Below are 19,479 nucleotides of genomic sequence, written 5' to 3'. Positions count from 1 at the left end.
CCCAGCGCACCGGATTTCCGCGGCCTGTCCCCCGGGTACTGCGCATGGCGTGCGTGCGCCGCGCCCACCGGCCGGGGGCGCGGGGCCGTACCCGGAGATGTGGGTTGCTGTCGTATGACCGGTGATTTGGTCCGACGAACGGGCCTGGCTGGGTGAGGTTTCCTCTGTGGTGCTGGTGCAGTCACTTCGGGATCTGCCCTTGAGACAGGTACGGACGGCAACCACCAACGGGCCGGGCACCACGAACGACGCCGCCACCTCCCGCAACCCGCCCATGATCCACGCCCCGCCCGACAACCGAAGACCCTGCCACCGCAGTCAACGAGCACCTACCCGCACCGGTCACGCACTCGATACAAGAACTCCCATTCCCATCCCCGGAATCCAGCGCGCTGAGCCACAGCACTTACTCATGCACGCCAGAACGCACTCAAGTGCTGTCAAGCAGCAGCAGTTCACAACCCCTGGTCGATGTCCATGACCGGGGAGGTGAAGGCGCCGGAGGCTCCTGCCTCGAACGGCGTCTGGCCTTCCATCAGGTGGTCGAACTCCCAGACGGCCCGGCCGACCCCGGCGGCAGTTCTCTGGAACGGGAAGAACCCGGCAGGTGCATGGTCTCGGAGCGGTGTGTTCCGCCCAGGGCTGAGGAAAGAGTGGGGCAACTTCCTCAAGATTTCAAGGGGTTGGCACGTCGTCACATATCTGTCATGGTCACGTAATCAATCGGGCAGTGGTCATGCGGGGGCGGGATCTGAGCAAGCGCTAAATCTTGGCATGAACACTTCCGGTCAACGCGCGTAGCTGGTACCACAGTTGCGGCACCGTTCGTGCCCCACCCCCCGCAAAGGAGATTCCATGAGACGTACTCGCCTTGTGGCGTACGTGACTTCGTTGTTCCTCGCCATCGGCATCGCCCTCACGGGGGCGGCCTCGGCGCAGGCATCGACAGGGGCCTATGTGGCCCTCGGTGACTCCTACTCCTCCGGTGTCGGCTCCGGCAGCTACATCGACTCCAGCAGTTGCAAACGCAGCACCAAGGCCTACCCGTACCTGTGGCAGGCCTCCCACGCCCCGTCCTCGTTCAGCTTCATGGCCTGCTCGGGCGCCGTCACCACCGATGTGATCAACAATCAGCTCGGTGCCCTCAACTCGTCCACGAGCCTCGTCTCCATCAGCATCGGAGGCAACGACGCCGGCTTCGCGGATGTCATGACGAACTGTGTGATCACCTCCGACAGCGCCTGCCTGTCGCGGATCGCCACGGCCAAGGCGTACGTCGACTCGACCCTGCCCAGCCGGCTCGACGCCGTCTACAACGCGATCAGGTCCAAGGCCCCCTCGGCCCGCGTGGTCGTTCTGGGCTACCCCCGCTTCTACAAGCTCAACACCACCCTCTGCCTCGGGCTGTCCGAGACCAAGCGGTCGGCCATAAACGGCGCAGCCGACTACATCGACGCCGCCATCGCCAAGCGTGCCGCCAACCACGGCTTCGCCTTCGGTGACACCCGCTCCACCTTCAGTGGCCACGAGATCTGCTCGGGAGACTCCTGGCTGCACAGCGTCGACTGGCTGAACATCGGCGAGTCCTACCACCCGACCGCGGCCGGCCAGTCCGGCGGCTACCTGCCGCTGCTCAACAGCCTGGCCTGACGGTCAAGAAGCGGAGGGGGAGGCCCCGCCCGTCGGGGTCTCCGTCTCGCAGGTGATCGAGAACGGAACCGAGTTGGACGTGGCCCGCACCGGGCCGCGCACCTCCAAGTGCACCTTGCCGCGCACCGTCGTGCCACCCGTGTCGTCGGTGGTGATCGCGATCTGCCGCTGCGCCGTCCGCTCGCCGCCCTTCGGGAACGACAGCGTTGTCCACTCCGGGTTCGAGATCTGCCCCGCGCTCGCGACCCAGCGGTAGGACACATCGGCCGGGACGCTGCCCACCGTGAAGGTCGCCGTGAACGTGGGTGCCTCCGAATCCGGCGACCAGCAGACGCCGGAGTAGTCGGTGTGCTCGCCCACGACCTTCACCGACACGGACTGGGCGGGCGGGCTGTCCGTATGACGGCTCGTACTGGGGGACGGGGAACCGCTGGTAGGAGTGCTGGTCGCAGTGGTACCCGCGCCGGTGCTCTTCGCGGGACTGCTCGGACCGCCGCTGGTGACAGTGCTGTTGCCGTGCCGCGTGGCCCCGCCGCCCGGGTTCCCCCCGTTGTCGCCGGCATCGCGGTTCACCAAGGCGTACGTCAGTCCTGCCACGGCCAGCGCGAGGGCGGTCAGGCCCACGAGAAGGGCGACGACGGCACGGCGGTTGCGCCTCGCAGGCTCGGGCGGAGCCGTGTAGGTGGGCCCGGTCACGGAGTCGGCCCCGGAGGCGGGCGGATGAGGATCAGGTGCTCCGTCCGGGAAGGCCGCGACGGTCGGCGTGTACGTAGGCGCACCCGTGCGTGGGGTGCCGCCCGCGCTGATGATCCGCAGGTCCTGCTCGACCCGCTCGCCCGGGAGACGTTCGGCCGGGTCCTTGCGCAGCAGTCCCTCGATCACCCAGGTCAGCGGGCCGGCTCGGCGTGGTGGCGGCAGTTCCTCGTCGACGACCGCCCGCAGCGTGGTGAGCGGGGTGTCCTGCCGGAACGGCGAGTGGCCCTCGACCGCCGCGTACAGCAGCACACCGAGCGACCACAGGTCGGACTCGGGCCCCAGAGTGCGCCCCAGCGCCTGCTCGGGGGAGAGGAACTCCGGCGAACCGATGACCTCGCCGGTCATCGTCAGCGCCGAGCTGCCCTCGACCCGGGCGATACCGAAGTCCGTGAGGACCACCCGGCCGTCGTTCGCCAGCAGCACATTGGCCGGCTTGACGTCCCGGTGCAGCACCCCGGCCGCGTGCGCCGCGCGCAGTGCGGCAAGCACCTCGGCGCCGATGGACGCCGCCCGCTGTGGAGCGAGGGGGCCCTCCGCGTCCAGCAGATCCGACAGGGCGATGCCGCGGATCAGTTCCATCACGATCCACGGACGGCCGTCCTCGTGGGCCACGTCGTAGACCGTCACCACGTTCCGGTGCGCCACCCGGGCGGCGGCCCAGGCCTCGCGCTCCAGACGGGTGTACAGGCGCTCGATCTCGGCCGCCGAAAGCCCGACCGGGGCACGCACTTCCTTGACGGCCACCTCCCGGTGCAGGACCTCGTCGCGGGCCCGCCACACCGTTCCCATGCCGCCCTCGCCGAGGGGGGACAGCAGACGGTAGCGCTCCGCGACCACACGTTCACGGCCGGGCTCTTCGGACACGTCCGCCCCCATTCACATCCGCGCGACGAATTCACTCCGCGCGATTTCTCCCCAAATTAGCTCAACCGAGCGCGGATGCCGTCCCTTTTGAACACCGGGCCACGAGGCGACGACGAGCAGGAGGCCGAGGAGCACGGTCGTCGCCCTCGGTGGACCCGGCGCACTGCCAGGCGGCAGGGTGCGTCAACTCCGGCCCACGCGCCTCACCGTGCACCCGTGCTCCCCTCGAGCTCCTCGCTCGCGACACGCCCCGGGACGACAAGGGGTCCCAGCGCTCGGCGACGTCACCCACCACAACGGTCCGGACCGACGGCGTCACACATCGTCACCAGCCGATCCTCCCTCCAACTCTCCCTCCAAACCGTCGGATTCGGACAGTGATCGTCAATCCCCTTACAGAGAAGGTGAATCCTGGGCCCGCGATACACGAGTGCCGCGAGGGGGCGATAGGGTTACTCTGCCCGGGCCGGGTGGACTCGTACGGGTGGGGAGTGACATGGAACAGATAACAGTGCGCAGCAGGGCAAGAGTCCCTGCCATCGTCTGCGGGAACAGTGCGACCAGTTCGCGGCTCGACCGCCATCTCTCGGTGCTGGCGGGTCCTGCCGTTCCGCAGCGCGAGACGGCCGAGGCGACCTTGCTGATGCGCGAACTGACCTCGCGTAGTGCCGCGCACGACCGCTCCGACAGGGGTGCGCGCGTGAGGGGGGTCTCGCTCTTCGCTCCGCTGCGCCGACTGCGGCGTTCACTGTTCGGCGGGCGCTGAGCGACACCGGCGTTCCTCCCGGCGCCCGCGACGCGGGCGTCTCGCAAGAGCCCACGCTCAGGCCGCCACACCGTCCCGGCACAGCGCTGCGATCGAGTCGTCCGCCATCCCCACGGCGCGCGGCAGCGCCTCGGTGTGCTCCCGGGCGCGGGCACGTCCCCCATGCGCGTCTCGCCCCCACCCGGTAGCAGCGCTGTGGGCGGAACCACCGGCATTCCCACCCCGTCGGCTCGGATGTTCCGCCGTGTCCCGACGGTCCCCTCCGATCGAGAGGCCTTGAAAGGGGGGCCCTGCCTCATGCCTGCCGTCAGGTGACTGGCGCCCCAGCGGGTGGGCGACCGCCCCGTCGCGCCGGTGCCTCCGCCGCGCCGCCCCCTGTCAGGGTCCTCCGACTAGAGCAGCGCGAACTGGCCCTCGGGGCCCTCCTCGTGGTGGTCCAGCACCGAAGCGGGCAGACGGGCCGTCTCCGGCACCGGGAGCACCCCCGCTGTGCGCAGCTCGGTGGCCGTGACGGGGGCGGCCAACTCGAGCTCCGACTGCCGCGGTCGGAGTTCGGCCAGGAGCGCGAGGATCGTGATCAGTTCCAGCAGCTCGGACGTCCAGGCCTGCGGCCAGGCGGCCGGGCGGATCGCCGCCAGGGTGCCGGGCTGCGGCTCGGCGGTCCGGGCCGCGAACCACTGCTCCAGGATCCGGGCCCCGGCCACCTCGAAGTCCCAGGCTTGTGGCGGGACCGGGGAGATACGGCCCCCGTCGAGGTGGAGGGTCTCCTCGTCGCGGTCGTAGTGGAGTGCCATGGGACGCGCGGGCAGCGGAGCGCGGACATACGGCCGCCGGCCGCCAGGAAGCTTGGGGCGCTCGCCGTCCCGGCGCATCAGCCAGAGCATCCGGCGGCCCAACTCGGCTCCGCGTGCCCACAGTCCGGGGTCCTCGGTGAGGGGGACGGCGAGGCCGTCGGGGCCACGGCGTACGGTCGCCACGCACCAGGCAAGGACATCCTCCGGCTCAGGGCGGTGGCCGAGACGGGCACCCAGATGCTCCAACAGGCCCGGCGTCAGGTTCGGTTCCCTGCCACCGGGGCGCCGGTACAGCGGGCGGACGCGGCCGGCCCGGAGCACCGGCAGCAGTGACGACACCAGCAGGAACGGGCCCGCAGAACCGGAGGCGGCGGCCGTCTCCACGACGAAGACCTGGTGCGGGTCCGCCACCCGCCACAACTCGGGGCGGGCCACGTCGATCAGCCGGTGGTCGGGGATCAGCCACTGCTCGTCGAACGGTGCGTGCAGCACACGAACGGGCTCCGGGCAGGGGCCCGAGGCACGCAACAGCCTCCCGGTTCCGCCGGCCCGGCCCGGTAGCTGCCCGACCGACGTGTGCAGCGTGCGCGCACGCGAGGGCTCGAACAGCGCCTCGCGGCCGGACGGTTCGGCCCTCATCAGCGCGCCCCAGCGCGCCCTCAGCGAATCCGCGTCGGGCGCCGACGGCCAGGCCCGGCCCGGCCGCAGAGGTGCGACGGACCACGGCAGGAGGTCCGCGAGCAGCGGAGCGTCGTCGTACGTCACGCTGGGCATCGTACGACTGGTGCCCTGGCAGGCGTCGCCTGTCGGGACAGCTCTCGAGTCAGTCGGCCTCGAGGGTGACCGTGAACGAGAAACGGTCCCCCCGGTAGTGGATCACCGCCACGTCGAGCGGCAACCCTTCGGCGTCGTACGCGATGCCGGTGTAGTGCAGGATCGGGCTGAGCAGCGGGACCTGGAGCAGCCGTGCCGTCTCCGGGTCGGCCAGCCGCGCCTCCACGGTGTCCGTGATGCGGCTGATTTTCGCGCCCACGACGTCCCGCAGCACCTTGGTCATCGGCCACCGCGTCAGATCCTCGCGGTCGATGAGGCGGGCCAGCTCGGGACGGACGTAGTTGCGGGCGTGGTTGGTCGGCTCGCCCGTGTTCTCGTCGCTGCGCAACCGGTGGTACGTGGCGACCTCCGCCAGATCCGGGAAGTACTCGGCGAGTTCGGCCGGCACCGGGACCCGGCCATGTTCCAGCAACTCCGTCGTCATGCCGGACTGCTGGGCCACGATCGCGTCCACCGAGCCCAGCAGCCGTACCGGGGCGCCCCTGAGCGCACTGGGCTCGATGAACGTGCCGCGCCGGCGGTGGCGGCTGATCAGCCCCTCCTCCTCCAGTTCCTTCAACGCCTGCCGCATGGTCAGCACGCTCACCCCGTAGTGTCCCGCCAACTGCTCTTCCGTGGGCAGGCGCAACGGGTCCCGGGGCGAGCGGCTGAGTATCGAGGCACGCAGCGACTGCGACACCTGATACCAGAGAGGCAGCTTTCGGTTCAGGACGACCGAGTCGGGGGCGAAGGAGGACACGGGGCTGTCCGTACCGGTCGTCGCCACTCAGCGCACCGGGCGGAAGTGGCGCTCGACGCCCTGCCACACGTCGTCGTACCGACGTTGCAGGTGGTCCGCCGCTGCCGCGTGCGGCGTCAGGGTGACCGGCCAGCGGGTCTCGAACATGAACGCCAGCCCGTCGTCGATCTTCTGCGGCCCGAGCTCGGCGGCGCTGGCCCTCTCGAACGTCTCCTGGTCCGGACCGTGCGCCGACATCATGTTGTGCAGCGAGCCGCCGCCCGGAACGAAGCCCTCCGCCTTGGCGTCGTACGCGCCTTCGATGAGACCCATGTACTCGCTCATCACGTTCCGGTGGAAGTACGGCGGCCGGAAGGTGTCCTCGCCCACCAGCCAGCGCGGCGCGAAGACGACGAAGTCGATGCCCGCCAGACCCGGAGTGTCGCTCGGTGAGGTCAGCACCGTGAAGATCGACGGGTCCGGATGGTCGTAGCTGATGGTGCCGATCACATTGAACCGGTGCAGGTCATAGACGTACGGCACATGGTTGCCGTGCCAGGCGACGACATCGAGCGGCGAGTGGTCGTAGACGGCCGTCCAGAGGTTGCCGCAGAACTTGTTCACCACCTCGACCGGGCCCTCGACGTCCTCGTACGCGGCCACCGGGGCACGGAAGTCGCGGGCGTTGGCGAGGCCGTTGGCGCCGATCGGGCCGAGGTCGGGCAGCCGGAAGGGTGCACCGTAGTTCTCGCACACATAACCGCGGGCCCACTCGTCGAGCAGCTCCACACGGAAGCGCACCCCACGTGGAACCAGCGCCACATGACCAGGTTCCACATGCAGCATCCCGAACTCGGTGCGCAGCAGCAGCCCGCCCCGCTCCGGGACGATCAGCAGCTCACCGTCGGCGTCGCTGAACACCCGGTCCATGGACGCGTTGGCGTGATACAGATGCACGGCCATGCCGGCGCGCTGAGCGGCGTCGCCGTTGCCGCCGAGGGTCCACAGGCCGGCCAGGAAGTCCGTCCCCGCCGCGGGTTCCGGCAGGGGGTTCCAGCGCAGCCGGTTCGGGTCGGGCACCGTCTCCGTGAACGGAGCCGAGCGCAGCGCGCCGTTGTCCGCGCGGGTGAAGGCCGGGTGCGCCGCCGAGGGGCGGATGCGATACAGCCATGAACGGCGGTTGTGCGCCCGGGGTTCCGTGAACGCCGTGCCGCTCAACTGCTCCGCGTACAGCCCGAGCGGAGCGCGCTGCGGGGAGTTGCGGCCGTCGGGCAGGGCGCCCGGTACCGCCTCGGAGCTGTGTTCGTTGCCGAAACCGGAGAGATAGGACAGCCCCTCCGCGGTCTTCCTCGCGTCGCCGCTCATCACCGCTCCCTCGTCACTTATTCCTATGTAACACCGTAGGATTCGGGGGTCCGACGCGCAAGGGGGCGTGACGGATCGATGCGGACCGGCCTGTCCGGTGCAGCTCGACAGTGCATCGTTCATTGATGGTGACCAGCGAGATGAAAGGTATCCCTGCACGGCAGGTGTGCGAGTTGCGTAGATTTACCTTGCATCGTGAGGCCCGGCTACCCGGTTGGGACGCTGGTCTAGGCAGTGTCCTACGGGTCTGGTGACTGGGCGGCGTCCATGTCGTTCCGACTCTTGTGGGGCGGGGTGATCTACCCGACGCCGAGTGGGCCCGGCTGAAGTCGCACCTGCTGCGGAACGTCGGGCGAGGCGGGCGGTGGAAGGAGCCACCGCAGGGTGATCAACGTCCCCGGACGGTCCCTGAAGGCTCCTGACTGGCAACGGTCCTGCTGAACAGGAGAGGCGCGGGATATGGGGCGAGCACCCCGGCAAGGTGTTCTCGGGGCTGGACGGCCTCAAGTGGGTGCCCGAGCTGGGTGACGTCGCGCGTTCGGCTCGGTCGGTAGATCTCGTGTGGTCGCTCCCGCGCGATCCGGCCTCGTTCCAGCAGCCGAGGTATGACGTTTCCTGTTCGGGCCCTGTTCGTGCCGCTATTCCGTAGTGCCGCGGCAGAGGCCCTCGACGCGGAACCACAGGCCCGGGGCGTAGACCGCATGGATGACGGCTTCCGCTCCTCTCATAACCCGGAGGATTCTCAGGGCCCCGCTGGGAAGTACGTCGTATTGGTAAGAGATCTCGGAATTCTCCTCAACGGTGTCGTCGTAGGAGATATCCGCCCTACGCTCGTTCGCGTACTCCTTTGGCGGCCGATTCTCCACCAGCTTGATGAAGACGCTCATGGGCCAACGCTACGGTACTTTCGTGAGCTTCGCCCTCGGGGACGAGGGGATGTCGCGGCGTCCACTGGCTGGGGCCCTGCTCCTGCTCACGGCAGCCTGGCACGGGGCGGAGCCTCCTTCACACGGGTGAAGCCGATCAAGTCGAGGTGGCGATTCACCGATGCCCCTCAGGTCGCTGACCTGAGGGCTTGTGCAGGGGCATGCACTGCACGGGCTGTTCAGACGTCGCCGTGCTGTGGGCGGTCGGCGGCCGAAGCCCGGCTGGTCGCCAGCCAGGATCGCGCGGGTTCGGCGGAATGCGTTGTGTCCACAGTGAAGTGGAGTCGGGTACCGCCTTCGCGGCCGGCCGGGTAGCTGCGTTGTTCGGTGGAATCGAAGCAGTGCCGGAGGACTTCCGCGACGCGGCGGGCGGTCTCGGGGGACGCGGCGACGACGCGGATGTCGGCGTATCCCGCCGGGGGTACCGGATCCGCTGGTGCGGGGGTGGGCGTGGCGTGTGCGGACGTCATGATCACCGCCTCCGTCCGGAGTAGATCCGGCGGCGTCCGCGGTCCCCGTGCGGTTGCTCGCGGCGGTTACGGGCGAGGAGGGGGCCGGCGGGGTCGATGGTCGACCGGGGGCGCTTCCGGCTGCTGCTGTCGCGCCACGGCAGGACGCCGCTGTAGTGGAAGCTTGCGATCCTTTCGTCGTGCTGGGCGTTGAGCCGACGAATCAGGACGGCTCCCACAGTGATCAGGCCCAGGATCAAGGCCAGGATGACGGCGATCTCCACTGCCCTCACATCCCTCGGGCGGAGGGCGGAGGCCCGGTCGGGTTCCCGGCCGGTGGTGGTGTGGTCCCACCCTCGGTCTCCCATTCCTCTTCGCGGTCCCGTGACTCCCTTGCGTCGTCGGCCGCTCGCTCGTCCTCCATCAGCCTGCTCGCGGTGAGGAGGCCTCCGGGGGTGGTCGCGGCGGACATCAGCCTGGCGGCCGCGGCCGGGGCGGTCTCCGGCGGGATGATCAGCAGGTCCAGGCGCTCTGCGGTGTAGGAGAACACGAGGAGCTTGTGCGGGTCCTGCTCATTCGTGAACCACCCCACGTGCACCGTGTGTCCGGTGACGGGAACCTTGCGCGGGATCACGGGCCAGAAGGCCGGATTCACCGTGACGTGGGTAACCCGCCCCCAGGAGTGGTCCAGCCTCTCCGCCAGTGCGGGGAGCTCGCGGGAGAGGTCACGCGAGCGAGGCCACCAGGCACCATCCAGAAGCCCCGGCACCGTTCCCGGCGTCAGGGACAGGCGAGCGGGCGGCGGAGGGGCATGCTCGCCGGTGGTCATACGGTCGACAGTGACAGCCATGATGCGAACCCTGCCCCGGGCTCGTCGTCGACGGCCCGGCAGTGCGAATCGCCGGGAACGACACCCGCATGGGCGCCGGTGTGCGAAGTGTTCTCGGCTTCTTCACCCTACTCCGGCAGGCGGGTCCGCAGGCCTCGCGCGACCAGGCAACCTTGCGGGAACGCGGGCGTGCGACGACCCTGTGGGCGACCCGCCGCCGGCCTGCGGAGTACGGTGGGATTACTGCGAGCGCTTCGCCCGGTGCTGCCGGCACATTCCGGACGACGAGCGAATGCGCGGAACTCTCGGAGACAGGCGAGCACTCATGGCCGATTCCGGCACCCCACGCCTTCCCGGGCTTCTGCCGGATGCGATTTACCATTCTGTGAGACCTGGGACGGCGCTCCTGCGGCTGGAGACGACGCAAGAGCGCGGGGGAGTCCTGGACGGCGCGTGGTGGCCGCGCTCCCGCGACATCGGTGCCGAGCTTCCCGGTCTGATCACTGCCCTGACCGAGCACCTCGGCCCCGTCACGCGCGTCGGCTTGGACGAGAGTGCCTGGCAGGAGCTCCCGACGCGGCTGGCCATTGACGACCGGGTCGTGCGCATCGACTCCTTCCCGGTCGGTGACGACACGGTCCTCATTACCCGGGGCGAGAACGATCACTTCGCTCTGCTGGTGGTCCCGCCCGACGCGGCACCCGACGCGGCACGGGCCGCAATGGCCAGAGCCGTACGGGCCGACAATGTCACCCGGGCCGAACAGATCCTCATCGACACCGGCAGCACTCCGCGGACCTGAACGCCTGGGCAGCGCGGCGTACGGTCAGCCGAGGAAGGACAGCCGGATCTTTCGGTCGGGGGTGTCCCGGCCGGTGGTCACCAGAACGACGGACTGCGAGGTCCCCAGCTCCAGCTCACCGCCGACCACGGGCAGCGTGGCGTGGGGCGGGACCAGGGCCGGGAGCATGTGATCGCGGCCGGGGACCGTACCGCCGTGGCGGTCCTGCCAGCGGTCGTCCGCGCGAAGAACCTCACGGAGGGCCGCCAGCAGGTCGTTGTCACTGCCGGCCCCGGTCTCGATGACGGCCAGGCTGGACGTCGCGTGCGGGGTGAAGACGTTCAGCAGTCCGTCTCTCCCGTGAGCGACCTCCCGGAGGAACGCGGAGCACGCGTTCGTCAGGTCGTGCATGGTTTCGGCGGAGCCGGTTGTCACGTCGACGGTGCGGGTGGTGAAGGTGCCGGTCATGGTTCACCAGTACCCGCTGTACAGGAGCAGCGCTGACGGCTGGACGGGTTGTTCCGCCGGACTCCGATCACCGAAGCCGCCCCTCCGCTCGACCCACGTCAAGGGCCGGTCGGTTCATCCCTGTTCGCGACGTACAACTAGGGCGTGTCCGGTGGGTCACCCGTGACCCACCGGACACGCCCTAAGGCAGCGGGCGGCCGGGAGGTTCTGCGAAATTTGATCTTGCGGTTTCCGTGCGCTGGTGCGGCAGGCGAGAGCATGTGACTTCGAGTGCCCGGCGCATTTTCGCGGCCTGTTCCTTCAACTGATCGTCGGTGCGCGTGCTGTGCCAGATGGTGCCCTCCCACTTCACGTACTGGGGTTCGCCGTCGCGCAGGAGGACCGGCTTGAGGTGACCGTGGAAGAGGAGCGTGCGGCCCTGGTTCCGGCGGAGCCGGCTGAACCACAACGCGCTCTTTTCGTGCCGGGCGAGCCGGTTCGCGGCGACGCCGGGCAGGGTGCCGCGGACGCGGCCGGGCGTGTAGGTCGTCAGGGGCCGGCTGGGCGGTCGCCAGGAGTCGGCGAGCGCCCAGTGGGCGACGGCGTCACCGGTCCGGTCGGGCGGGCTGTAGGGATAGGTGACGCGGCCCGCGACCTCCGCGAAGAACCGGGCCTGCTCGGCTTCGGTGCCGCCGGCCAGCCGACGCCAGTAGGGGGAGGCGATCAGCGGTGCGAGGGCGACGGCTTCGGGATAGACCGCGGCGAACAGCTTCGAGGTGCTGAAGCCGACGTAGTCCTGCTTCTCCCGGTCGAAGGGGATCAGGATGTCGAGGCGGTCGTCCCAGGAGTCCCAGCGGCCGAAGGGCGACGGGCGCCCTTCCGGGGACCACATATGCGCGCAGAGCATGAGGCCGGTCAGCACCGCGTCGTAGGTGGCGGCCCAGCCGTAGCGCCGCAGCACGAGCAGGTGGCGCCGCTGTGCGTCGATGATGTCCGGGAGCCGGGTGAGATCGACGGCGGGGTGGTCGATGTCGGGCGGCCCGATCCAGGTGCCGTGCCGCAGGCAGACGTAAGCGTGGTGGGGCAAGAGCCGCACCACCCGGCCGCCGGGATGGCGGGCGTCGCAGAGGTGGCAGCCGGTCTGCGGCTGGTGGCGGAACATCTCCCAGTTCGGCGGCGGGTCGCGCAGTTCCGGCATCGCCCCGGCCAGGGCGTGGACGCTGCGGCCGGTCAGCGCGGCGAGCCGTTCGGGGACGACGACGCGGCGGCCTGCCCCGGGGTATGCGGGCTGGGTGACCTGTAACCACAGGCCGTTGACGTCCAGGCCGTGCAGGGTGGCCAGGCGGCTGATGTAGGACGGGGGGATCTCGTGCCGGGCGGGCGGAACGGGGTCGGGAAGCGTGCGGAGCATCAGGCCGCGCGCCTCCGCCGCCCGGTCGCCTTGGCCGGAGCGGTGAGTTGCTCGGACTGCTCGGCGGCGAAGTCGATCGGGACAAGGGCCAGCAGGTCCTCGGTGATGCGTTCGCTCTCGTCCTCGATGGCCAGCACGGCGGCGCCGCGGATGAGCTGCGACAGGCTGCCGATCATGCCGCCGGTGCGGTGGAAGAGGTAGTCGCTCATCGCGCTCAGCGTGCCCGGCGCGTGCTCGTGGAGGCGGAGCATGGATTCCAGCGTGCCGACCAGGCCCCGCCAGGCTTCCTTGTCGCCGGTGGTGGCGTAGGAGAACGGGGCGGCGCGGATGACGACGAACCGTCCGGCGATCTGCCGGCCGCGCGTGCCGGCGAACAGGCCCTGGCTTTCGATGTCGATGCCCGCGTAGGCGAACGTGGCCGGCAGCCGCTCGGCGAAGTACTTCAGCTGGTCGGATGCTTCCGCCCCGGAGCGGGAGCCGAGGTTGAGGTTGTGCAGCTCGTCCACCAGGACCAGGTCGACGTGGACGTGCGCGGCGGTGGCGCAGACGGCGTCGACGATGTCGGTGTGGGTGGCCCGGGCCGGGAAGGTCAGCCCGAAGAACCGGGCGAACTCCTGCGCCAGCATCTTCGGGGTGGCCGCCGGCGGGACGGTGACATAGACGACCGGCAGGCGGGAGCGGTCGTGCGGGTGGCGCTTGCGGGTGGCCAGCTCGTGCGCGCGGCCCAGCTGGGTGAGCGCGGTCGTCTTGCCCGTGCCGGAGGCGCCGGAGAGGATCACGCCGCGGCGGGCGGAGACCTGGTGGCGGTTGAGCTGGATCAGCAGCCGGGCGGTGGAGATCACCTTCCGGATCGTCGGGGTGTTCACCAGCGGCAGGTCCGCGTGATACTCCCGCCGCCGCTCGTCCACCCGGGCCCGTTCCCGCCCGGTCAGCGCGGCCCGCTCGGCGGCGGGCAGCAGCTTCGGCGCCGCGGTCTCGTGCTCGACGTAGCGGCGCCAACCCTCCTTCGTCGTCAGCGGGGAGTCCGGCGGCGCCTGCTCGTCGGTGTCCGGCTGCGGGGTCGCGGTCGCGGGCGTGCTCATAGCCACCTTTCGGCTTCGGCGTGGGCGTCGAAGACCCCGAAGGGCACCACCTCCGCGGACGGCGCGGAGTCGGGCCCGGCGGGGTCGGGCGTGTTCTCGGTCTCGGGTTCCGCCGCGGGCGCGGGGAGTGCGGCGGCGGTGCGGGTGCGGCCCAGGACCCGGGCGGTGCGGATGTCCGGTCCGTGCTCGGCCCGGGTCAGCAGCGCGTCCAGGACCCGCGCGACGTCGGCTTCGTTCGCGTCGTCCAGGCCGGCCGCGGCGGCCAGGCGCCGGGCGTGGTCCCAGGTGAAGTCCGCGAAGGGGGCGTTCACCAGCGGCAGGTGGACCCAGGGTGCGGTGATCCAGCCGCCGGTGGTGCGGACGAAGACGCGGGTCAGGTCGTAGGGGTCGTAGTGCACCTCCCACAGACCCCGCTTGGCCGCGTGGCCGGAGTGCTGGCGCCGCCACGGCCCGAGCTCGGGCGCGTCGTAGGTGCGGTGGCCGATGCGGATGCCGTAGTCGTTGATCGCCCGCCAGGCCACCGGCAGCAGCTCCAGGTAGTCCTCCCCGCGCAGCACCAGCGGCAGGTAGCCGGCCGCCGCGACCAGGGAGGCGTACTTGTCGTTCGGCGACATCGCCTTGCCCGGCCGGAACGGGTCGCGCAGGGCGTCGTGCGGCCGCATCTGCCACCCGGCCAGCAGCCACTCCTCCAGCAGGTCCTGTAGTTCGGGGATCGTCCAGACGGCGGCCTGCTCGATCTTCTCGCCGCGGCGGGTGACGTCCCGGCCGGTGTAACCGGCCAGGTGCTGGCAGAACAGCGTGTTGATCGCGGAGAACGTCGCCTCCACGATCGCCTTGTCCGTCGGCGTGCGCGGACGCGCCCGCTGGACGGAGATGCCGAGGCGTTCGCAGGCCCGCAGGAAGGTGTCGGAGATGAACACCTTCCCGCCGTCGATGACCACGGTGTCCGGCACGATCACCGGCTTCGCCGCGGCCTGCTCCATCCGCGCGTCGACGCCGAGCAGCTGCCTGTGCGGCATCCGCGAGACCGCCATCCGTAGCGACGCGGACCAGCCTGGCCGCATCGGCTCCGGGACCAGCATCCGCGCAAGCAGCAGCGAAGCGTCCACCGCCTTGGTGCCCACCGGCCGCAGCACCGCCGCGCAGATCGTGCGGGTGGCGACGTCGACCGCGATCGTCAGATCCGCCCGCGCCCTCACCCCCGAGTCCAGGACCACCATCACATCCAGCGGGGTGGAGTCGATCTGCACCTGTTCCCCGGGCCGGTCCGCGAACGTCGGCGTGAACGGCCCCGCCGGCCGGTTCGCCGTCTGCCGCCGCGTGACCGCCGACCCAAAGGCGTGCCGCCCGGCCGAGAGCGTGTCGATGAGGCGGTAGAAGGTGTTCCGGCTCGGCAGGGGCACCACCCCTTCGCCGTGGGTGGCCTCCACCAGCTTCACCACCCGCCGGATCACCCGCGACCGCGTCCCGGTCGACACCTGCGTCTGGTCGTCCAGCACCTGGCGGATCGCCGCGACCACGCGCGCATCTGCCCGCCCGGTCGCCTCCCTCACCCGCACCAACCGCTGATCAACCAGCCCCCACAACCCCTGCCGGGCGTAGCGGGACCGCTTGTCCATCACCGTGCGCAGGCTCACGCCCAGCTCGTCGGCCTTCGCCTGGGCCCGCTCCACCACCGTCCGCGACACCAGGTCGTACTCCGGCCGCGCAGGTGTTCCCGGCTCGGCGCCGGGCGGCAGCCCGGTCTCCACCTCCACCACATGCCGCTGCCACTCGACCGCCGCCGCCCGCGCCGGATCCGGCAGCGTCTCCAGCAGACCGAACGGCTCCATCTCCGGCAGCGGCTCGGCGCCGGTAACAGCGAAGTCCGGCGCCGCCATCAGATACGAGGCCAGCACCACCGATTCCGCCCCGGCAGCGGACCGCAGCCGCACCGCCGTCCCGGCCAGAGCCACCACCTGATGCTCACCGCCGTCGAAGGTCACCCAGTCACCCGGCCGCAGCACCGAGCCCCCGCCCGCGGTCACCGGCCCGCCCCCGGCGAGACCAGCGAGCCGGAGTGCAGCGGCACCGACACATCCACCGTCAGCTCGTGCGACCACAGCAGGTGGAACAGCACCGGCAGCACCGCCAGCGGCTCACCCGCCGCCGCGGCCCCGTCCATCAGCGGCAGCGGCTCGGCGAACACCTCCCGCAGCCGCGAGGCGGCCGGCTCCACCCCATGCCGGGGGTGCCGGTAGCCCGCCAGCCACCGGACGTTGCGGACCACGACCGCATCCGGGACACCCAGCAGCCGGAACTCCCACCCCACCTCGGCGCAGGCCGCCGCCGTCGCCTCGAACTTCACCACGTCCCGCAGGCCGCGGCGATCGGCCGGACGGCAGTCGACGACCACACCCGTCCCGTCCTCACGGCGGGCGAAGTAGTCCGGCGCGTGCGAGACCGGCCGCCCGTTCGCCGCCGACCAGAACAGCCAGAACGGCTGCGAGGAGATCCCCACCACCGCCGGATCGAAGTCCAGCAGCATGACCTGGTCGCGCTCCAGCCAGGACTCGTACCCGACGTGCCCGCCGGTGGTCGCCGACCACCACAGGCCCGGCAGGTTCCGCTGCCGCCGGTACGACGCGAAGGCCCGTACGGGAAGGGCGTGCTCGAACGGCACCGCCCACGCCTCCGGCAGCGGACGCCGCAACCCCGTCCCGTCCGGGGCGACGTACGCGACCTCGAACCCAGACACCGGAGGCCCAGCAGAACCACCCGGCAGGACCTCTAACGCATGCACCACGTCCGGCTAACCCCACCGCTCGATGCAAGGTCACGTTGACCACTGCAAGATCAGATGCAGCTTAGAGCTGACATGTGCAGAGTCAAGCCGTACCGGACACGGCCGGACCGGCCGGACCGGCCGGAACCGTCGAAGGGCGCAAGAACCAGGACTTGAGGGGGATCCCCGCGGCAATGGGCGTGCAATACGCTCGCCGGTATGTCGTGGACGCGCGGACTGCTCGCCGTGCTCGCGGTGGGTGCCCTGCTCGGTGGCTCGACGGGCTGCGGCTCGGACGACGCGCACGAGCGGAAGGGCGAGGTGACGCTCTCGCCGGTGGGCAAGGTGCTGGACAACACGGACGAGGAAGGACGGCACTACCGTGAAGTCGACAGGAAGAGTGCGCCCGAGGTGGCGGTCGAGGTCCAGCCGGACGCCGGTGATAACTGGGACGTGCGGCTGACCGTCCGCAACTTCCGCTTCTCGCCCGTCGGTGCACGTCCGGTGGCCGTGGCCGGCCGTGGCGTCGCCCGGCTCTACCTGGACGGCCACCCTCTCGTCCGGCTGCGCACCGGCGACTACCGCCTCTCCGCGCGGCTGATCCCCCGCGGCACGCACCATGTCACCGTCCGGCTCTACGCGGACGACCAGACCGTGTGGGCGGTGCGCGGCAAGGCCGTCGAGAGCACGGCCGACATCACGGCGTCGAACGCCGAGGTGGGCCGGGCTCAGCGGGCGCGGGATGACCTCCGGGCCGCCCGATGAGCACGACGGCCGCCCGTGTCCGAACCGACGGGCGAGGTTCACCACTTACTGCGCGACAGGCATGATGAAGCCCGTGCCCCAAGCGACATCGCTGCGCCGTGCGCCCGTCCAACGCCGAAGCGCCGAACGACTGACCAGGATCCTCGACGCCTGCGCCGACCTTCTCGACGAGGGCGGCTACGACGACCTGAGCACCCGGGCCGTGGCCCTGCGCGCCGGTGTGCCGATCGGCTCCGTGTACCGCTTCTTCGACAACAAACGGGCCATGGTCGACGCCCTGGCCGAACGCAATCTGGAGCGCTACACCGAGCGCGTCACCCGCCGCCTGGCCAAGGTGGAGGGCCAGGGCGGCTGGCGCGCCGCCATGGACGCGATCCTGGACGAGTACCTGGACATGAAGCGCACGGCACCCGGCTTCTCCCTGGTCGACTTCGGCAACCAGATACCGGTCGGCGCCCGCGACGAACCCAACCACAGGGTCGCCGACCGTCTGACGGACCTGCTGTCCGCGTACCTCGACCGCGAACCCGACGAGGATCTGCGCCGCACGTTCCTGATCGCGGTGGAAACCGCCGACACCCTGGTCCAGCTCGCCTTCAGGGTGGCCCCGGAGGGCGACGAGAAGGTCATCGAGGAGACCCGCGCACTCCTGAGGGCCTATCTGGAACGGGTGTTGAGCTGATGCCGTGAACGTGGCCCGTCGTGGCAGACGACCGGACGGCACCCCGCGGGGAGCGGAACCCGCCCCACGCGATGTCATGTGCCGCCGGTCGCCCGCCGGCAGGCCTCCACATAGGCCCGCACCAGGGGCCGCTGCGCGTCCTCATGTCGCCAGGCCATGGCATAGCGGCGGGGCCCGATGCCCCGCACCGGACGCGTCGTCACCCCACCCAGGGTGATCAGTGGCGCGTTGCCCGCCGCGACCAGACAGACACCGAGTCCGGCGACCAGTGCCTCGTACGTCTCCTCGGTGCTCGCCACCTCGGCGCCGACGCGCGGCGGACGGCCGTCCCGGCGTCGAGAGCGAGCCAGTGATCGCGCAGCGCACCGGAGGACGGCGGCAGCGCCAGGAACGGCTCACCGGCCAGGTCGGCGAAGTCCACCTCCGCGCGGGCGGTGAGCGGACGGGTGTCGGGGAGCGCGACCAGGCGGGGCTCCTCGGCGACCACCGTCCACCCGTAGCGGTCCGAGTCGGGCAGCGGCAGCCAGACGTAGAAGCGCACCCGGGCCACCGGCTTCGGCGACTGAGGTCGCGGCTCCGCGGTGGGGGAGTCGGCGGTGGCGGTGTCCTGCGCCCTGCCGGTGCCGGACGGCGTGCCGCTGACCGACGCGGCCCCGTGCGGCCGGGATCCGGCCGGGGTCCGGTCTGGGCGTCGGTCGGGGCGTCAGCGCAGCACCCCTGCCTCGATCCCCAGCAGCTCCGACAGCGCACGCTCACCCGCCGCCGTGACCTTCACGGCCCGCTCGGAGCCGATGCGCACGCACCAGCCCGCGTCCAGGGCGTGCCGGCACAGGGCCGCGCCCGCGACGCCCGCGAGATGAGGGCGGCGCTCGGTCCAGTCAAGGCAGGCGCGTGCCAGCGGACGGCGGCCCTTGCGGTCGAGGCCGATGCCGGCGGCGTCGAACCACCTCAGGCCCGCGTCCGTGAGCGTGAACCCGGTGGACCCTTCTTCACGCGTGCGTTTCCCGGACACCTCAGCCGGTGCCGGGAGCCCGACCGCGCTCACCCCGTCGGGCACCGGCACGCTCGCACTCCCGGAACCGGAGGGCCCCTCCGGCTCACTCGCCGTACGCAGCAGCCCGCCGGCGGTCAGCGCGTCGGTGAGGGCGATGCCGAGCCGCCCGGCGAAATGGTCGTAGCAGGTACGGCCGCGGGCCATCGCGGACCCGGCGCTCGACTCCCGCAGTGTGCGCGGGCGTGTCACATCAGCGCCCGGCGTCGCCTGCGCGGCCATGTCCTCGACCAGTTGGGCGACCCCCACGTCGGCCAGCCGCACATACCGGTGCCGTCCCTGCCGCTCCTCGGCCAGCAGCCCGCCCGCGACCAGCCTGCCCAGGTGTTCGCTCAGCGTCGACGCGGCGACGCCCGCGTGCCGCGCCAACTCCCCGGCGGTCCAAGCCCGCCCGTCGAGCAGCGCCAGCAGACAGGCGGCGCGTGTCTCGTCGGCGATCAGCCCGGCGAGGGCGGCGAGCCCCGGCGCCTGGGAGTCCCTGGGCCACGTCCGGCCCGGATTCCTTGTGGTCATACGCCCCAGCATGGGGCATGGACACTTCGGTA

At 70.9% G+C, this 19,479-nt stretch carries 19 protein-coding genes and 2 pseudogenes; 5 read left to right on the top strand and 16 right to left on the bottom strand.

The genetic code is table 11. From position 1 onward, the window contains the following. Positions 1-461: 461 nt before the first annotated feature. Positions 462-608: pseudogene (locus tag ACWDEX_RS21760) on the bottom strand (GNAT family N-acetyltransferase); the annotation flags it as partial. A gap of 247 nt (positions 609-855) precedes the next feature. Here ACWDEX_RS21760 and ACWDEX_RS21755 point away from each other — a divergent pair. Further along, positions 856-1,650, top strand: a complete 795-nt coding sequence (locus ACWDEX_RS21755; RefSeq protein WP_450465353.1) for an SGNH/GDSL hydrolase family protein — start codon at positions 856-858, stop codon at positions 1,648-1,650. 3 nt (positions 1,651-1,653) lie between these two features. Here ACWDEX_RS21755 and ACWDEX_RS21750 read toward each other — a convergent pair whose 3' ends face one another. Further along, positions 1,654-3,270: a protein kinase domain-containing protein gene (locus tag ACWDEX_RS21750; protein ID WP_450465352.1), complete on the bottom strand. Its 1,617-nt coding sequence runs from the start codon at positions 3,268-3,270 to the stop codon at positions 1,654-1,656. A gap of 496 nt (positions 3,271-3,766) precedes the next feature. Between ACWDEX_RS21750 and ACWDEX_RS21745 the strand changes: the two genes are divergently transcribed. Continuing rightward, positions 3,767-4,036 carry a hypothetical protein gene (locus ACWDEX_RS21745; protein ID WP_450465351.1) on the top strand — a complete coding sequence of 90 codons (270 nt, stop codon included), beginning with the start codon at positions 3,767-3,769 and terminating at the stop codon, positions 4,034-4,036. Between the two features lie 392 nt (positions 4,037-4,428). On the opposite strand, the gene ACWDEX_RS21740 is transcribed toward ACWDEX_RS21745, so the two are convergent. The 7 genes from ACWDEX_RS21740 to ACWDEX_RS21710 all read right to left on the bottom strand — a co-directional run bounded on the left by ACWDEX_RS21740 (position 4,429) and on the right by ACWDEX_RS21710 (position 9,972). Beyond that, positions 4,429-5,604 carry a type ISP restriction/modification enzyme gene (locus tag ACWDEX_RS21740; RefSeq protein WP_450465350.1) on the bottom strand — a complete coding sequence of 392 codons (1,176 nt, stop codon included), beginning with the start codon at positions 5,602-5,604 and terminating at the stop codon, positions 4,429-4,431. 49 nt (positions 5,605-5,653) lie between these two features. Further along, the gene (locus ACWDEX_RS21735) at positions 5,654-6,403 is read right to left on the bottom strand and encodes a GntR family transcriptional regulator (RefSeq protein ID WP_450465348.1); all 750 of its coding nucleotides are present in this window, start codon (positions 6,401-6,403) and stop codon (positions 5,654-5,656) included. A gap of 27 nt (positions 6,404-6,430) precedes the next feature. Continuing rightward, positions 6,431-7,747 carry a homogentisate 1,2-dioxygenase gene (gene hmgA, locus ACWDEX_RS21730; protein WP_450465347.1) on the bottom strand — a complete coding sequence of 439 codons (1,317 nt, stop codon included), beginning with the start codon at positions 7,745-7,747 and terminating at the stop codon, positions 6,431-6,433. Between the two features lie 638 nt (positions 7,748-8,385). Continuing rightward, positions 8,386-8,634, bottom strand: coding sequence for a hypothetical protein (locus ACWDEX_RS21725; RefSeq protein ID WP_221910765.1), 249 nt, complete (start codon positions 8,632-8,634; stop codon positions 8,386-8,388). Positions 8,635-8,852: 218 nt separating this feature from the next. Next, positions 8,853-9,143, bottom strand: a complete 291-nt coding sequence (locus ACWDEX_RS21720; protein ID WP_221910766.1) for a hypothetical protein — start codon at positions 9,141-9,143, stop codon at positions 8,853-8,855. A gap of 2 nt (positions 9,144-9,145) precedes the next feature. Further along, positions 9,146-9,406, bottom strand: a complete 261-nt coding sequence (locus ACWDEX_RS21715; RefSeq protein ID WP_221910767.1) for a hypothetical protein — start codon at positions 9,404-9,406, stop codon at positions 9,146-9,148. 5 nt (positions 9,407-9,411) lie between these two features. Beyond that, complete coding sequence (locus ACWDEX_RS21710; protein WP_450465345.1) at positions 9,412-9,972, bottom strand: DUF5994 family protein; 561 nt, start codon at positions 9,970-9,972, stop codon at positions 9,412-9,414. Between the two features lie 304 nt (positions 9,973-10,276). On the opposite strand from ACWDEX_RS21710, the gene ACWDEX_RS21705 reads away from it, so the two are divergent. Then, positions 10,277-10,753: a DUF5994 family protein gene (locus ACWDEX_RS21705; RefSeq protein WP_381567129.1), complete on the top strand. Its 477-nt coding sequence runs from the start codon at positions 10,277-10,279 to the stop codon at positions 10,751-10,753. Positions 10,754-10,777: 24 nt separating this feature from the next. Here the strand turns inward: ACWDEX_RS21705 and ACWDEX_RS21700 are convergent, their stop codons facing one another. From ACWDEX_RS21700 to ACWDEX_RS21680, 5 genes are all read right to left on the bottom strand, one after another. Further along, positions 10,778-11,200, bottom strand: a complete 423-nt coding sequence (locus tag ACWDEX_RS21700) for a YjbQ family protein (RefSeq protein WP_450465344.1) — start codon at positions 11,198-11,200, stop codon at positions 10,778-10,780. A gap of 181 nt (positions 11,201-11,381) precedes the next feature. Further along, the gene (locus tag ACWDEX_RS21695; protein ID WP_390754489.1) at positions 11,382-12,590 is read right to left on the bottom strand and encodes a hypothetical protein; all 1,209 of its coding nucleotides are present in this window, start codon (positions 12,588-12,590) and stop codon (positions 11,382-11,384) included. After that, a complete protein-coding gene (locus tag ACWDEX_RS21690; protein WP_221910772.1) occupies positions 12,590-13,672 on the bottom strand; it encodes an ATP-binding protein in 1,083 nt (360 codons plus the stop codon). The genes ACWDEX_RS21695 and ACWDEX_RS21690 overlap by 1 nt, the downstream gene beginning before the upstream one ends. Then, positions 13,669-15,699, bottom strand: a complete 2,031-nt coding sequence (locus ACWDEX_RS21685; RefSeq protein WP_450465343.1) for a Mu transposase C-terminal domain-containing protein — start codon at positions 15,697-15,699, stop codon at positions 13,669-13,671. Before ACWDEX_RS21685 ends, ACWDEX_RS21690 begins: the two co-directional genes overlap by 4 nt. After that, positions 15,696-16,409 (bottom strand): TnsA-like heteromeric transposase endonuclease subunit, encoded by a 714-nt coding sequence (locus ACWDEX_RS21680; RefSeq protein WP_450465342.1) that lies wholly within the window; start codon positions 16,407-16,409, stop codon positions 15,696-15,698. The genes ACWDEX_RS21685 and ACWDEX_RS21680 overlap by 4 nt, the downstream gene beginning before the upstream one ends. Positions 16,410-16,655: 246 nt before the next feature. Here ACWDEX_RS21680 and ACWDEX_RS21675 point away from each other — a divergent pair, with 246 nt between their 5' ends. Together ACWDEX_RS21675 and ACWDEX_RS21670 are read left to right on the top strand one after the other, a co-directional pair. Beyond that, the gene (locus tag ACWDEX_RS21675) at positions 16,656-17,201 is read left to right on the top strand and encodes a hypothetical protein (protein WP_450465341.1); all 546 of its coding nucleotides are present in this window, start codon (positions 16,656-16,658) and stop codon (positions 17,199-17,201) included. A gap of 64 nt (positions 17,202-17,265) precedes the next feature. Beyond that, complete coding sequence (locus ACWDEX_RS21670; RefSeq protein ID WP_450465438.1) at positions 17,266-17,883, top strand: TetR family transcriptional regulator; 618 nt, start codon at positions 17,266-17,268, stop codon at positions 17,881-17,883. A 74-nt stretch (positions 17,884-17,957) separates the two neighbouring features. On the opposite strand, the pseudogene ACWDEX_RS21665 reads toward ACWDEX_RS21670, so the two are convergent. Next, a pseudogene (locus ACWDEX_RS21665) lies at positions 17,958-18,415 on the bottom strand (LysR substrate-binding domain-containing protein); the annotation flags it as partial. Between the two features lie 171 nt (positions 18,416-18,586). Continuing rightward, positions 18,587-19,459, bottom strand: a complete 873-nt coding sequence (locus tag ACWDEX_RS21660; protein WP_450465340.1) for an ArsR/SmtB family transcription factor — start codon at positions 19,457-19,459, stop codon at positions 18,587-18,589. Between the last annotated feature and the right edge of the window lie 20 nt (positions 19,460-19,479).

The sequence above is a fragment of the Streptomyces sp. NPDC001020 genome (assembly GCF_053599115.1).
Note: the sequence above shows the minus strand (reverse complement) of the source record. Positions and strands in the feature narration are given on the sequence as shown.